Source organism: Aureimonas sp. OT7 (genome assembly GCF_014844055.1).
Taxonomy (GTDB): domain Bacteria; phylum Pseudomonadota; class Alphaproteobacteria; order Rhizobiales; family Rhizobiaceae; genus Aureimonas; species Aureimonas altamirensis_A.
In genome coordinates this window covers 4,009,961-4,022,438 of the sequence record NZ_CP062167.1, presented here as the reverse complement: position 1 = coordinate 4,022,438, position 12,478 = coordinate 4,009,961, and the positions used below count along the sequence as shown (strand labels likewise).

Here is a 12,478-nt window from a genome sequence, read left to right as displayed (position 1 = left end):
GGCGCTGGCGGAATCATGAACCAGAACCATTTTCCGATGCACGGCAAAGTGCAGGCGCTGTCTGGAATGGATGACCGCAGAGACGAATTCATCGACCTGGACCGGCTCGTCGGCATGGTCCGGCGCAATTGGAAGCTGGCAGCCATCGGCGGCGCGGTCGGGCTCGTGCTGGGCGGTCTCTATCTCCTGAGCGCGCCATCGGTCTATACCGCCTCCACCCGCATCCTGCTGGACCAGAATCTCAGCCGGTTCGCCGAAGACGAACCCCAGTCGCGCAATCCGCTGCAGATGGATTCCGTGGTGATGAACGAGGTGGAGATCCTCGGCTCGTCGCGGCTTGCCCGCACCGTCGCGCAAAACATGGGCCTGGACGAGAACGACGCCTTCCTGAACCCGCCGGAATCCTTCTTCGGCTGGGTCAAGTCGGGCCTGCGCTCGATCGTCTCCATCGTCTCGCCCCCGCCCGAACTGACCGAGGCGGAGGCCGCCAACGCCCGGCTCGGCAAGGCCCAGTATCTCCTGCAGTCCGGACTGACCGCCGAACGCGTCGGGCGCAGCTTCGTCATCGAGGTATCGTACCGCACCAACGACCGCATCCTTGCCGGCGACATCACACGCGCCTACGCCGCCGCCTACCTGTCGGACCAGCTCGACGCCAATTTCGAGGCGACCCAGCAGGCCACCGCGTGGTTGCAGGGACGGCTGGAGGAGTTGCGCACCAGCTCCCAGTCCGCGGCGCTGGCCGTGGAGCGTTTCCGGGCCGAGAATGGCCTGACGTCGGCGCGCGGCGAGCTGATCTCCGAGCAGCAACTCAGCGAACTGAACGGCCAGCTGATCCTGGCGCAGGCCGAGACGGCGCGCGCCTCGGCGCGCTACCGCCAGTTTCAGTCCATCGTCGATTCCGGCCCCGAGAACGCGGTACAGAACTCTACCATCTCCAACGCGGAGCAGCCCGGCACCGAGGCCATCGTCGATCTGCGCCAGCGTTACCTGCAGGTGGCGCAGCGCAAGACCGCCATCGAGGAGCAGTTCGGCGCCGAGCATCCCCAGGCGGTTGCACTGGGGCGCCAGGAAGCCGAGCTGACGCAGCAGATCTTCCGCGAGCTGCAGCAATTGACGAACAGCTATCGCAACGAATTCGAGGTTGCGCAGTCGCGTGAGCAATCGCTGCGCGCCAATCTGGATATCCTGACCGGGCAGGTGCCCGAGACCAACACCGCGATGGTGCGCCTGCGTGAGCTTGAGCAGCAGGCCAACACGCTGTCGACGCTCTACCAGGCCTTCCTGACGCGCTACGAGGAAGCTTCGCAGCACCAATCCTTCCCCATCGCCAAGGCACGTGTCATTTCGCCGGCCGGCAATCCGGTCAGCCCATCAAGCCCGCGAAAGTCCATGACCATGGCCCTTTCGCTGGTGCTGGGGCTGATGGGCGGGGCGGCGGTCGCCGGTCTGCGCGAGTTCCGCGAGCGGTCCTTCCGCACCGGGGCCCAGATCGCACCGGAACTCGGTTTGAAGTTCCTGGGCTACCTGCCCTATTTCGACCGGCGCATCGTCGCCGCCGCGGCGGCCCAATCGGCGGCGAACGGCGAGGGCGAGGCCCTGATGCCGCCCGAAATGCGCTTCGCCGCGATGGCGCCCGGCTCCAGCACGGCCGAAAGCCTGCGCCATGCGCGCATGATGGTGGATGCGGCGTTGCCGGACAAGGCGTCCCGCGTGATCGGCTTTGCCTCCGTGCTGCCGGGTGAGGGCAAGTCCACCACCGCGTCCAATTTCGCGGCGCTGCTTGCCGCCTCGGGGCGGCGGACGCTGCTGATCGATGCCGACATGCGCAACCCCGGCCTCAGCCGCGCGCTTCTGCGACCGCCGGAGACGGGGCTGGTCGACGTCCTGGCAGGCACGACCGCGTGGCACGGTGCGCTGCTGCAGGACAAGTACACGCAGACGATCCTGCTACCGTCCGTTCTGCGCCGGAACTTCACCCCGACGGCGGAACTTCTGGCGGGCGCGGAGTCGGCGACGCTGATCCGCGAGGCACGGGAGCATTTCGACTATATCGTGGTCGATCTTCCGCCGCTCGGCGCGCTGCTGGATGCCAGGGCGTTCGAACCGATCTGCGATGCCTTCATCATTGTCGCCGAATGGGGGCGCACCCCGCGCGAGTTGCTGCGCAGCGCGCTGGAATCGCACCGCGAGATCGGCTCGAAGGCAGCCGGCGTCATCCTGACGAAGACCGACATGCAGAAGCTCGGCCTCTATGGCTCCGTGGCCGGGCCGGAACAATATGCCGGCCATTACGGCGCCTACTACAACGACAAGAGCTGATTTCGTCAGGCCCTGAGCGCCGGGCGCACACTGCCGTCCGGCCGGTTGGACAGGAAGCGGCCGGTATTGTGCCATAGCCGGAGCCCCGTCAGCCGACCGGTGAAGCAGGCGCCGGTATCCAGATTGACGCGGCCTTTCACATGCAGGGGCTGCTCCACCGGCGTATGACCGTGCACCACGACGCGCCCCGCCAGATGGGCCTTGTCCTCGAAAGACTTGCGCACCGTGGCCAGTTGCCAGTCGGATTGGCGGTCCAGCGGCATGTCGGGCATGATCCCGGCGTGGACGAAGGCGAAGCCCGGCATTTCGACGACGATCGCCAACTGGCGCAGGAACTGCAGATGTGCAACGGGAATCGCCTGACGGATCAGCATGTCCCGTTCGGCATTACCGTGCCCCAATGCCGCGATGTAGGCCGTGTCGACGCCATAGGAAGCGAGCGTTTCCTCCGCGCCGTACCGCAGCCAGTCCTCCAGGCTGCCGCGCCCCTCGAGATAATCGAGCATGACCAACTCGTGGTTGCCCGCCAGGCACAGGCGGGTAAAGCCATTCGGCATCGGCTGCATGAGATGGTCGATAATGTGGGCGGAGGCCGGGCCCCGGTCGACATAGTCGCCCAGCATGATCAGCAGGCGCGGCTCCGGAAAGTGGGCGGCATCGGCGAAGATCTCGTCTTCCAATGCCACCAACGCGTCGAGGCACCCGTGGACGTCGCCGACGGCGTAGACCGGGCCTGTCGGCTCGGGCAACGCGATGCGTTTCAGCGGGCGACGTTCCGGTCGGTGGGAGCCGAGCAGCCGGGACAGGCTTTTCATGCGGTGCAATCCTGGGTGGTCATTCGGGCGTTGCGAGTCGCCATTGGGCGACCATACGTGAAAAGAGGCCACAAAGCCGCATGGCTGCAAAAAATGCCGCCCCGAAGCCGTTGTGCGCCTGGGGCGGCGTTTTTTCACCGGACCTGCTTGACCGAACGGTGTGCCGCTTCACCTTCCATCGCATAGACCGTGTTTCAGGAGACGAGTTATGGACGGCGTAGGTTGGATTGCGGCCATCATCATCGGTGGCATTGCGGGATGGTTGGCGACGATCTTCATGAAGAGCGACACCGGCGTCTTCATGAATATCATACTGGGTATCATCGGCGCTTCGGTGGCAAGCTTCCTGTTCGGGCTGCTGGGCGTATCGTTCGGCGGCTGGCTCGGCTATCTGGTCGCGGGCTTCATCGGAGCCTGCATTCTCATAGCGATAGCGCGCGCGCTTCGGGGCAATAGCGTCCGTAGCTGACATCGACAGGCGGGAGCGGCGTTGGCCGTCTCCCGCCGTCAGTTCCGCCCGCTGACCGAAGCGGGCGGCACGATGCGGCGGTCCGCCCGCTCCACCTGCATGGACGGCGGCCGCATGGCCGTCGGCATCGCGGCCGGTGCAGTCCGGCCGAGGCTGGCCGCACGGACCCAGCCGGTGAATATCCCGGCTTCCACGCGGCGCCACTCTCCCTTGCTTTCAACGATCCGCAACACCTTGCCCGGCTCCACGGTCGCGCGGACGGTCGAGCCGTCCTTCGGCTCCGACAGGAGGCGAAGCTGCCCGCTTTTCAGAACCGGTCGGCTTGCGACCGACGGTCGTGTCGCGGGCGTGGCCGGCTTGGCGATGGACGCCACGGCTGCCCTGCGTTCGGGCGTCGGCGTCGACGCCGTCGGGCGCGGCGCTGTCGCAGCCGGCTGCGCTGCAGTCGTGCGCGTCACGGGTGCCGTGCGCGTGGGTGCGGTTTTCTGCTCGGTCAGGCCGGTCAGGGTCGAGACCCTGTCGTACAGCCCCGTCATGAGGGCGGGGTTCGACCCATGGACGATCCAGCCCACGCCGAGCAGGCCCGCCAGCCACCAGCCCGGTCCGATACCCGATTTCTTGCTTGCCGGTCTGCGCCTGCGTTTGCCCGTCGCCATTGTCGCGCTCCATAGAGTCTCGATCGGCCATGCCGATGCAGTTCCATCTGCGTTCTCACTCGTCTATAGCTTCGCCCGGTTACGAATCTTTACTCCCTCAGCCGCTGACCTATATTTTCGTCGAACGGCATATCGAATTGGTGCATGAATTGCTGGCATTGGTCGTCGAAGACGAGCCCATGGTCCGCATGGCTCTGGTGGATTTCCTGTCCGACAACGGGTTGGATGTCCGCGAAGCGGGCACCGCGGACGACGCATGGCGCCTCATAGAGGCCGGCGAGCGGTTCGACATCGTCTATACCGATGTCAACATGCCTGGCGAACTGGATGGGCTCGACCTTGCACACCGCCTTCACAGGGAATGCGAGGCAACGCGCATCGTCATCCTGTCGGGCCGGCAACATCCCGAGCGGGCAGCTCTGCCCGACGGCGCCGTATTCCTGACAAAGCCCTATCGCTACGAGGACCTCCTGGTCCTTGCGGTGCAATAGACGAGGACCATTCGGTCAGTCGATTTCATCCAGCGTACCGCGCATCTGGAACTCCGCGCCGGCCGGCGCGAAGGTCAATTGCGCCGTTCCGGAAAAATAGCCGGCGACGACCCGTTCCAGAAGCCGGGATCCGAAGCCGCGCCGCACCGGTGCCGAGGCCGGCGGCCCGCCCGACTCCAGCCAATGAAAGGTGAACTCCCTTTCATGGCCGAGTGCCCACACGATATCGACACGCCCGGCCGGGCTTGCCAGGGAACCGTATTTCCACGCATTCGTCGCCAGTTCGTGGATTGCCAGCGTCAGGCCCAGCGTCTGCTGCTGGTTCAGATAGGCGACAGGGCCGGACACGCTGATCCTGTCGTTGCTTTCCCGATGCGGCACAAGCGCGGACGCGATGGTGTCGGCGATGGGCGTGCTGGCCGACACGGATCCGATCAGAAGGTCCTGGGCGCGCGCAAGGGCGGCCAGCCGCGCGGAAATGGCCTCGCGGGCCTCTTCCAGGTTGGACGAAATACGAAATGTCTGACCGACGATGGATTGCACCACCGCCAGGGTGTTCTTCATGCGGTGCGACAGTTCGTGCGCCAGCACGAGGCGGCGTTGGTTGGCCTCGCGCAGGTCGTCGATGCTGGCGTCACGCTCGGCAATGAGCTTGCGCATCTCGATCTGGGCCATGGCCTGGCGCGCCAGAAGCTGCAGGCTGCGGACCTGATGGTCGCTCAAGCTGCGGGGCACGGTGTCGAGCACGCAGATCGTGCCGATCGGATAGCCGGCCGGGGTACGCATCACGGCGCCGGCATAGAAGCGGATCGCGAGCATCTCCGTCACGGCCGGATGGTTGCGGAAACGCGGATCGGCCGCCGTGTCGGAAATCTGAAGGAAGCCGTCATGGCGTACCGTATGGCGGCAGAAGGGCAGGACCGAAGCAGCCGTCGCGCCGGCCAGGCCGACTGCCGCCTTGGTGAACTGGCGTTCGGCCGCGACCAGATTGACGAGGGCGGCGGGGGCTTCGCACAACTCCGCAGCGATGGCGGCGATTTCGTCGAAGTCAGGCTCGGGGGGCGTATCCAGAATCGCATAGGATTCGAGCGCGGCGAGCCTCGCCACCTCGCTATCCGCATAAGATGCCGGTTCGCCCAGGATGCTCGCCTCCGTCGAAAGAACTATCTTTGATTAAAATGCATATCCGAAGTTGCAAACAGAACCATGAAAGCAATCCGGTCGTGGCTATGCAACGTCATATCGAAAGGGCCAGTGCCGCATGACGCTGACGCGCAGCCTTATCGCGGCATTCGCGATCTTCTTCCTGATACCGGTGCTGGCCAGTTCGGTCTGGTGGGCCTTGACGGAGCGGCCCTCGCAATGGAACCGCGCCGTCTGGACGTCGGCCGGCACACTGCCGCCGGCGGACAGGGAGAAGGCGGCCGTCTATATCCTGGCGGCGCGGACCGGCGGCATGAAGGGGGCGATTTCGCTGCATAGCTGGATCGTGCTGAAGCGGCCGGGCGAGGCGCGCTACGAGCGGTATGACAAGGTTGGCTGGGGCCAGCCGGTGCGGCGCAACCACCGCGACGCCGACGGCTACTGGTACTCGAACGAACCCTTCATCGTTCACGCGGTCGAAGGACAGGCCGCGGCGGCCTTGCTGCCGCAGTTCGATGCGGCGATCGCCGCCTATCCCTACGCGCAGGCCGGCGGCTATCACATATGGCCGGGGCCGAACTCGAACAGTTTCGTGGCCTACGTCCTGGATGCCGTCCCGGACTTCGGCGGGCGGCTTCCGCCGCATGCGGTCGGCCGCGATTATGCGCCGGGATGGGGCCGCTTCGGCCCGACGCCGGACGGACGCGACTTTCGCGCCTCTCTCGGCGGCTATGCCGGCATTACCGTCGGCCTGGCCAGCGGGTTCGAGGTCAATATTCTCGGCCTAGTGGCCGGGCTCGATTTCAGGCGATTGGGGGTGAAACTGCCGGGTGTCGGCACGATCTCGCTGCGGTGACCCGTCCGGCCGCCCCTTCAAAACGGCGTTTGAAACCACCGTCCGCAATCGTGGATAGCGGTCAGGCAAGCGATACTTGAACTGCGGTGGGTGGTGGTGCCTAGGGACGGGATCGAACCGCCGACACTGCGATTTTCAGTCGCATGCTCTACCAACTGAGCTACCTAGGCATGCCCCGATTGCGAGGTGTCTTGTGCGACGACCCCTCTTCAGGATGGGCGGCTTATAGGTGACGCATATCGGGCTGTCCAGCCCCTTTTGCATGCCCGACGCATTCTTGGCGACAGCGCCTTGCGCAAGACGCCGGGCTGTGTAATAGAGCCGCCGTCGACAGCGGCTGCGGTAGCTCAGTGGTAGAGCACTCCCTTGGTAAGGGAGAGGTCGAGAGTTCAATCCTCTCTCGCAGCACCATCTGTTATTCCACTTCTGCATGCCTGACGGGTGAAACCGACACGCCGCGAGGCTTTTCATCTTTCCATGGCGCGCCAGTTCCTCCCTCATTCCCATGAAGGAGGGTGCATCATGGCCAAGTCTATAGCGGACCTCGTGGTCGAAACGCTGGTATCGGCAGGGGTGTCGCGCATCTGGGGCGTTACGGGCGACAGCCTGAACGCCATCAACGACAGCCTGCAGCGAATCGGATCCATTGCATGGATGCATGTCCGCAATGAAGAGGCGGGCGCGTTCGCCGCCGGCGCGGAGGCCCACGCCACGGGCAAGCTGGCCGTGTGCGCCGGCAGCTGCGGGCCTGGCAATCTCCATCTGATCAACGGCCTCTACGATTGCCACCGCAACCGGGTGCCGGTGCTGGCCATCGCCTCGCATATCCCGTCCTCGGAGATCGGGCTGAACTACTTCCAGGAAACGCATCCGACCGACCTCTTCCGCGAGTGCAGCCACTATGTCGAACTGGTCACCGACCCGCGCCAGATGCCGGAAGTCCTGCACCGGGCCATGCGCGCGGCCATCGGCCAGCGCGGCGTCGCGGTGATCGTGCTGCCGGGCGATGTCTCCCTTAAACCCGCAGCCGGCGGCCGCACGCCGCCCTTCGCCGCGATGGAGCCTCCGGTGGCAACGCCCGACGAGGCGACCTTGCGCCGGCTGGCGCTGATGCTCAACGCAGCTCCTGCCGTGACCCTTCTGTGCGGCAGCGGCTGCGCCGGCGCGCATTCGGACGTCGTCGCCCTGGCCGAGGCACTGCAGGCGCCCATCGTCCATGCCTTTCGCGGCAAGGAGCATATCGAATGGGATAATCCGTACGATGTCGGCATGACGGGGCTGATCGGCTTTTCCTCCGGCTATCACGCCATGATGGAATGCGACGCGCTGCTGATGCTCGGGACGGATTTCCCCTACCGCAACTTCTATCCGACGGACGCCCGGATCGGCCAGGTCGATATCGACCCGCAGGCTCTCGGCCGCCGCGTACCGCTCGACGTCGCGGTGCTGGGCGATGTGGGCGAGACGGCTCGGCGCCTGCGCGGCATGATCGAGCCGCATCGCGATGCGGCTTTTCTCGACTCGGCCAAAGCCCATTACCGGAAGGCCCGCGAAGGGCTCGACGATCTGGCGACGGCGGCACCGGCGGGCAAGCCGCTGCATCCACAATACGTCACCAAGGTGCTGGACCGGCTGGCCGCCGACGACGCCATCTTCACCGCCGATGTGGGAACGCCCGTCGTCTGGGCGGCGCGCTATCTGCGCATGAACGGCAAAAGGCGGCTGATCGGCTCGTTCAACCATGGCTCCATGGCTAACGCCATGCCGCAGGCCATCGGCGCGCAGGCGGCCTTTCCCGACCGGCAGGTGATCTCCCTGTCGGGTGACGGTGGCTTCACCATGCTGATGGGCGACGTGTTGACACTGTCGCAGCACGACCTGCCGGTAAAGATCATCCTGTTCAACAACGGTCAGCTCGGCTTCGTGGCAATGGAGATGAAGGCGGCGGGATATCTCGATGCCAACACGTCGCTGCACGGGGCCGACTTCGCGGCGCTGGCCGAGGCGGTGGGCATACGCGGGCTTCGCGTGCGCGATTCGGCCTCGCTGGAGAGCATCCTTGCGGAAGCCCTCGCCCACCCCGGGCCGGTGCTGGTGGACGTGCCCATCGAGCCGCAGGAGCTGGTGATCCCGCCGAAGATCAAGGCGGAGCAGGCAAAGGGGTTCAGCCTTTATGCGCTGAAGGCCGTGCTGAGCGGGCGCGGCGACGAGGTGCTGGAACTGGCCGCCGCCAATCTTCTGCGCCGGCGGTAAGCCTGCCGCTCAGACGCAGAGATAGCCGCCGTCGATGGGCAGGATCGTGCCCGTGACATAGGCGGCGAGGGGCGAGGCGAGGTAGAAGACGCCGCCGACGAGATCTTCCGGCTCGCCCCAGCGCCCAAGCGGGGTGCGCTGCTCGATTGCGGCGCTGCGCGCCTTGTCGGCGGTCAGCCCCTCGGTCAGGGGCGTGCGGATCCAGCCCGGGGCAATCGCGTTCACACGGATCGCATCCGGCGCGTAGGCGATGGCGAGCGAGCGCGTCAACTGGGCGATGCCGCCCTTGCTGGCCGAATAGCCCGGCACCAGCCCGCCGCCGAAGAAGGACAGCATCGATGCGGTATTGACGATGGACCCGCCCTGCCGGGCCAGAAGCGGCCGCGCACCGGCCGCCATCCGCATGCTGCCATTGAGGTTGATGTCCACCACCTCGGCGAAGATTTCGGGGTCCAGCTCCGCGCCACGCCGGATGACGCCCGCGCAATTGACCAGGATGTCCAGGGCATCGAGCCCGACGAAGAAGGCGGCGACGGCATCCTTGTCGCGCACGTCGAGCGCCTTCAGGTCGGCTCCTTGCAATGCCGGATCGGCGGTGGCGCGGGCAATGTCGGCCGCGCCCGCGCCGGTGCAGGTGACGTGCGCGCCGGCCGACAGGAAGGCCCGGGCAATCGCGGCGCCGATGCCGGACGTGCCGCCGGATACGAGCACATGCCGCCCGCCGGCCCAGCCGGAGGCCCAGCCATGCGCCGCGCGCAGGGCCTCAGCGGACGAACTGGTCGACATAGTCGCTCCCCAGGCCGACCTTTTCGTAATGGGCGCGACACATGTCGATCTTGGTGAAGACGTCCTCGAAGCCGACATGCCGGTCGTCCTGGTCCAGATAGACCATGCAGCCGGTGATGTTGAAGAATGTGATCATTTCCGGCACGTCTTCCGGCACCGTCAGCGTGTGGATCTCGCCCGGCGGCTCCATGACGTAGGAGCCCTCCGTGGCTACCCAGTCATGCTCCAGGTAGTGCCATCTGCCCTTCAGCACGAAGCCATGCACGGGGTTGGGGTGAAGATGCCGCGACAGGATGCCCGACTTGCGCACGCGCAACAGGTTGCACCATTGCCCGGCCAGCGTGTTCAGCATCAATGGACGAAACCAGACGTCCGGCGCCTGCGGCACCCAGACGCGCTCGTCGTCCGGCACCGCCGGCACGACGATCTCGTGCGGGGCAAGCCGGTGCGTCGTGCCCTTCATATCGCGATAGAAGCTGCTGCTCATCCTCGCTTTCCCTCCCTCGGCGCGGATGGTGCCGGCTGGAGCCGGCTTGATTCCCAAGTCGAACTTACGATCAATGGTTGCAACGAGGGAAGGGGACCGTCTCATGGATCTTGGAATTGCCGGCCGTACGGCCATCGTCTGCGCATCGAGCCGGGGCCTTGGCCGGGCCTGCGCAACGGCGCTGGCGCACGAGGGTGCGCGCGTGGTGATGAACGGCCGCACGCCCGAATCGATCGGGCCCGTGGCGCGCGCCATCGCCGACGAGACGGGAGCCGACATCGTGGCCATCGGCGGCAATCTGGACGATGCCGGCCTGCGGGCCGAGCTGGTTGCGGCTGCCGGCGGTGCGGTCGACATTCTCGTCAACAATAATGGCGGCCCACCCCTGCGCGATTTCCGGCAGGTGGACGAGGCGGCGATGCTGGCCGGACTGCAGGCCAACATGATCGCGCCGGTCGACCTCGTGCAGCGCGTCATCAACGGCATGGTGGAACGGCGGTTCGGGCGCATCGTCAACATTACCTCCGCCTCGGTGAAGATGCCGCTTCCCATGCTGGACCTGTCGAGCGGAGCACGCGCCGGCCTGACAGGCTTTCTGGGCGGCGTGGCGCGGCAGGTGGCGGGGGCCAACGTGACCATCAACTTCCTGCTGCCCGGCGCCTTCGATACCGACAGGCTGAACGGCTCGATGGAGCGGGAGAGCGCGGCACGCGGCGTCGATAAGGCGCAATTGGCGGAAGAGCGCCGTAAGGGCATTCCGGCAGGCCGTTTCGGCACGCCGGAAGAATTCGGCGCGGCCTGCGCCTTCCTGTGCTCGGCGCAGGCCGGCTATATTACCGGTCAGAGCTTGCTGATCGATGGCGGCACCTATCCGGGCATCGTCTGACCTTGCCAAGCGACGCGCGGCGCGCACTTACCTCGCGTTGCCACGCATTTCCGGGTGGATCCCTTGTTCGAGTTTCTGACGCGCGCTGCATTCGGCGTTGCAAGCATCGTTCTCATGCTGCTCGCCGGCGGGTTGATCGCCTATGCGCTGGCGGATGTCTGGCAAAGCTGGACCGTGCCCGACCAGGATGTCGGGCCGGCATTGCTTGAAGCCGTCGGCTACACGGTCATCGCCATCGCCGTCTTCGATGTCGGCAAATACCTGCTCGAGGAGGAGGCGATCCGGGGCCGCGAGATGCGGCAGGCCGCCGAGGCGCGCCGCAGCCTGACCAAATTCATCTCCACCATCGTCATCGCGGTGCTGCTGGAGGCGGTCGTCACGGTATTCCAGGCAGGCAAGGAAGACTTCTCCCGCATGATCTACCCGACCATCCTTCTGTTTGTCGGCATGCTGCTGTTCGTCGGGCTCGGGGCTTATCAACTGCTGAGCGTCAGCGCCGAGCGACAGGTGAACGACCCGCCCGAGAAGGACGATGAAGGCGCACTCTGAACGTCTGCCTTCGGCGGAAGTACAGGACTGCTTCCGCCGGCTGCGGGCACATATGCCGGGGCGGGTCGAGGGCGCCAAGGGGCCGAAGGGCGAAGCGGACCCGTTTCGCGCTTTGGTGGCCTGCATGCTGTCGGCGCAAAGCCGCGACGCCAACACGCGGCTGGCTGCCGATGCCCTGTTTCGCCTTGCCGATACGCCGCAGGCGACGCTGGCGCTGGACGAGGCCGTGATCGCTAGAGCGATCCGCCCCTGCGGCCTCTACAATGCCAAGGCACGCAACATCCTGCGCATGGCAGCGGCCCTGCTGGACAGGCATGGCGGGGCCGTGCCGACAACGCGCGACGGGCTGACGGCGCTGCCCGGCGTCGGGCGTAAATGCGCCGACATCATGCTGTCCTTCGTCTACGACCGGCCTGTGATCGCCGTCGATACCCATGTCTTTCGCGTCGCCAACCGGCTCGGCCTGACCCGCGCCCCAACTGCCGACTGCACGGCCGACGAGCTTGCGGCGCGGGCGCCCCGCTGGGCACTGCGGGACGGGCATTTCTGGCTGATCCAGTTCGGCAAGGCGGTGTGCCACGCCCGTGCGCCGGAATGCCCAACCTGCTTCCTGGCGGATCTGTGCCTGTGGCGGCGTGCCAATTAGCGCAAGGCCCGGCACGCTGGAACAGAATTTCCTCAGAGCAGCCCAAATGCGCAAAAGCGTCGCTTATAAATATACAAAATTTATAGACTTATAGGGCGTATCCAGAAATTGGAGGGACA

At 65.9% G+C, this 12,478-nt stretch carries 13 protein-coding genes and 2 tRNA genes; 9 read left to right on the top strand and 6 right to left on the bottom strand.

Going from position 1 to position 12,478, the window contains the following annotated elements; genetic code table 11:
- The first annotated feature begins 66 nt into the window (after positions 1–66).
- Positions 67–2,322, top strand: a complete 2,256-nt coding sequence (locus IGS74_RS19265) for a polysaccharide biosynthesis tyrosine autokinase (protein ID WP_281413019.1) — start codon at positions 67–69, stop codon at positions 2,320–2,322.
- A gap of 5 nt (positions 2,323–2,327) precedes the next feature.
- Here IGS74_RS19265 and IGS74_RS19260 read toward each other — a convergent pair whose 3' ends face one another.
- A complete protein-coding gene (locus tag IGS74_RS19260; RefSeq protein ID WP_192388335.1) occupies positions 2,328–3,137 on the bottom strand; it encodes a metallophosphoesterase in 810 nt (269 codons plus the stop codon).
- A gap of 208 nt (positions 3,138–3,345) precedes the next feature.
- Here IGS74_RS19260 and IGS74_RS19255 point away from each other — a divergent pair, with 208 nt between their 5' ends.
- Entirely contained in the window at positions 3,346–3,606 is a 261-nt protein-coding gene (locus tag IGS74_RS19255) for a GlsB/YeaQ/YmgE family stress response membrane protein (RefSeq protein ID WP_039195456.1), read from the top strand.
- A 38-nt stretch (positions 3,607–3,644) separates the two neighbouring features.
- Here the strand turns inward: IGS74_RS19255 and IGS74_RS19250 are convergent, their stop codons facing one another.
- Positions 3,645–4,262, bottom strand: coding sequence for an SH3 domain-containing protein (locus tag IGS74_RS19250; protein ID WP_192388333.1), 618 nt, complete (start codon positions 4,260–4,262; stop codon positions 3,645–3,647).
- Positions 4,263–4,402: 140 nt separating this feature from the next.
- Between IGS74_RS19250 and IGS74_RS19245 the strand changes: the two genes are divergently transcribed.
- Positions 4,403–4,753 (top strand): response regulator, encoded by a 351-nt coding sequence (locus IGS74_RS19245; RefSeq protein WP_246722730.1) that lies wholly within the window; start codon positions 4,403–4,405, stop codon positions 4,751–4,753.
- 15 nt (positions 4,754–4,768) lie between these two features.
- Here IGS74_RS19245 and IGS74_RS19240 read toward each other — a convergent pair whose 3' ends face one another.
- On the bottom strand, positions 4,769–5,860 hold the full coding sequence (locus tag IGS74_RS19240) for an HWE histidine kinase domain-containing protein (RefSeq protein ID WP_192388330.1): 1,092 nt from the start codon (positions 5,858–5,860) through the stop codon (positions 4,769–4,771).
- 154 nt (positions 5,861–6,014) lie between these two features.
- On the opposite strand from IGS74_RS19240, the gene IGS74_RS19235 reads away from it, so the two are divergent.
- The gene (locus tag IGS74_RS19235) at positions 6,015–6,752 is read left to right on the top strand and encodes a DUF3750 domain-containing protein (protein WP_192388328.1); all 738 of its coding nucleotides are present in this window, start codon (positions 6,015–6,017) and stop codon (positions 6,750–6,752) included.
- A gap of 94 nt (positions 6,753–6,846) precedes the next feature.
- On the opposite strand, the gene IGS74_RS19230 is transcribed toward IGS74_RS19235, so the two are convergent.
- Positions 6,847–6,922, bottom strand: a tRNA-Phe gene (locus tag IGS74_RS19230).
- A 166-nt stretch (positions 6,923–7,088) separates the two neighbouring features.
- Here IGS74_RS19230 and IGS74_RS19225 point away from each other — a divergent pair.
- Positions 7,089–7,163, top strand: a tRNA-Thr gene (locus IGS74_RS19225).
- Between the two features lie 111 nt (positions 7,164–7,274).
- On the top strand, positions 7,275–9,005 hold the full coding sequence (gene poxB, locus IGS74_RS19220) for a ubiquinone-dependent pyruvate dehydrogenase (RefSeq protein ID WP_192388326.1): 1,731 nt from the start codon (positions 7,275–7,277) through the stop codon (positions 9,003–9,005).
- A 9-nt stretch (positions 9,006–9,014) separates the two neighbouring features.
- Here poxB and IGS74_RS19215 read toward each other — a convergent pair whose 3' ends face one another.
- On the bottom strand, positions 9,015–9,791 hold the full coding sequence (locus IGS74_RS19215) for an SDR family oxidoreductase (RefSeq protein ID WP_192388324.1): 777 nt from the start codon (positions 9,789–9,791) through the stop codon (positions 9,015–9,017).
- A complete protein-coding gene (locus tag IGS74_RS19210) occupies positions 9,769–10,278 on the bottom strand; it encodes a 2,4'-dihydroxyacetophenone dioxygenase family protein (RefSeq protein WP_039195451.1) in 510 nt (169 codons plus the stop codon). The genes IGS74_RS19215 and IGS74_RS19210 overlap by 23 nt, the downstream gene beginning before the upstream one ends.
- Before the next feature lie 103 nt (positions 10,279–10,381).
- On the opposite strand from IGS74_RS19210, the gene IGS74_RS19205 reads away from it, so the two are divergent.
- The 3 genes from IGS74_RS19205 (at position 10,382) to nth (ending at position 12,359) form a co-directional block, all read left to right on the top strand.
- Entirely contained in the window at positions 10,382–11,164 is a 783-nt protein-coding gene (locus tag IGS74_RS19205; protein ID WP_192388322.1) for an SDR family oxidoreductase, read from the top strand.
- A gap of 63 nt (positions 11,165–11,227) precedes the next feature.
- Entirely contained in the window at positions 11,228–11,713 is a 486-nt protein-coding gene (locus IGS74_RS19200; RefSeq protein ID WP_039195639.1) for a hypothetical protein, read from the top strand.
- A complete protein-coding gene (gene nth, locus IGS74_RS19195; RefSeq protein ID WP_192388320.1) occupies positions 11,697–12,359 on the top strand; it encodes an endonuclease III in 663 nt (220 codons plus the stop codon). Before IGS74_RS19200 ends, nth begins: the two co-directional genes overlap by 17 nt.
- The last annotated feature ends 119 nt before the right edge of the window (positions 12,360–12,478 follow it).

Coding starts and splice junctions, on each gene's coding strand:
- IGS74_RS19265 (WP_281413019.1), top strand. CDS start 67: ATGGATGACCGCAGAGACGAATTCATCGACCTGGACCGGCTCGTCGGC.
- IGS74_RS19260 (WP_192388335.1), bottom strand. CDS start 3,137: ATGAAAAGCCTGTCCCGGCTGCTCGGCTCCCACCGACCGGAACGTCGC.
- IGS74_RS19255 (WP_039195456.1), top strand. CDS start 3,346: ATGGACGGCGTAGGTTGGATTGCGGCCATCATCATCGGTGGCATTGCG.
- IGS74_RS19250 (WP_192388333.1), bottom strand. CDS start 4,262: ATGGCGACGGGCAAACGCAGGCGCAGACCGGCAAGCAAGAAATCGGGT.
- IGS74_RS19235 (WP_192388328.1), top strand. CDS start 6,015: ATGACGCTGACGCGCAGCCTTATCGCGGCATTCGCGATCTTCTTCCTG.
- poxB (WP_192388326.1), top strand. CDS start 7,275: ATGGCCAAGTCTATAGCGGACCTCGTGGTCGAAACGCTGGTATCGGCA.
- IGS74_RS19215 (WP_192388324.1), bottom strand. CDS start 9,791: ATGTCGACCAGTTCGTCCGCTGAGGCCCTGCGCGCGGCGCATGGCTGG.
- IGS74_RS19210 (WP_039195451.1), bottom strand. CDS start 10,278: ATGAGCAGCAGCTTCTATCGCGATATGAAGGGCACGACGCACCGGCTT.
- IGS74_RS19205 (WP_192388322.1), top strand. CDS start 10,382: ATGGATCTTGGAATTGCCGGCCGTACGGCCATCGTCTGCGCATCGAGC.
- nth (WP_192388320.1), top strand. CDS start 11,697: ATGAAGGCGCACTCTGAACGTCTGCCTTCGGCGGAAGTACAGGACTGC.